Annotated in this window: 1 protein-coding gene; it reads right to left on the bottom strand. The window is 46.8% G+C overall.

Annotated features, from left to right (window positions below; genetic code table 11):
• The coding region (locus ACNKXV_RS14265; protein ID WP_417908374.1) for a hypothetical protein at positions 1-258 on the bottom strand (258 nt) is incomplete at its 3' end.
• Positions 259-297 lie beyond the last annotated feature (39 nt).

Here is a 297-nt window from a genome sequence, read left to right on the forward strand (position 1 = left end):
GGTGCCTGTCTTATGCTCCAAATCCCGATAGATCGGCACCCCCATGATGGCAGAGGCAATCAGAATCCCAAAGAGTGAAACCAACACCAGCAGGTTGGCGATGACGATGGGCGAGTTATGATAGACTTTTTCCGAAGCCGGAGTATTGCCAAAGCCAATCAACAATAGGGGCACAATCAGAAGCAAGGCAAAATAAATCCAGGTCGCTGGGCGGCTAAAGCGGTACTTTAGCTCGAAAAGAAAGATGTCCTTAAACATACGATTCCGATTAAATGGTGATAGGATCCACTTTTATAG

This window comes from Christiangramia aquimixticola (genome assembly GCF_048285835.1).
Taxonomy (GTDB): Bacteria; Bacteroidota; Bacteroidia; order Flavobacteriales; family Flavobacteriaceae; genus Christiangramia; species Christiangramia aquimixticola.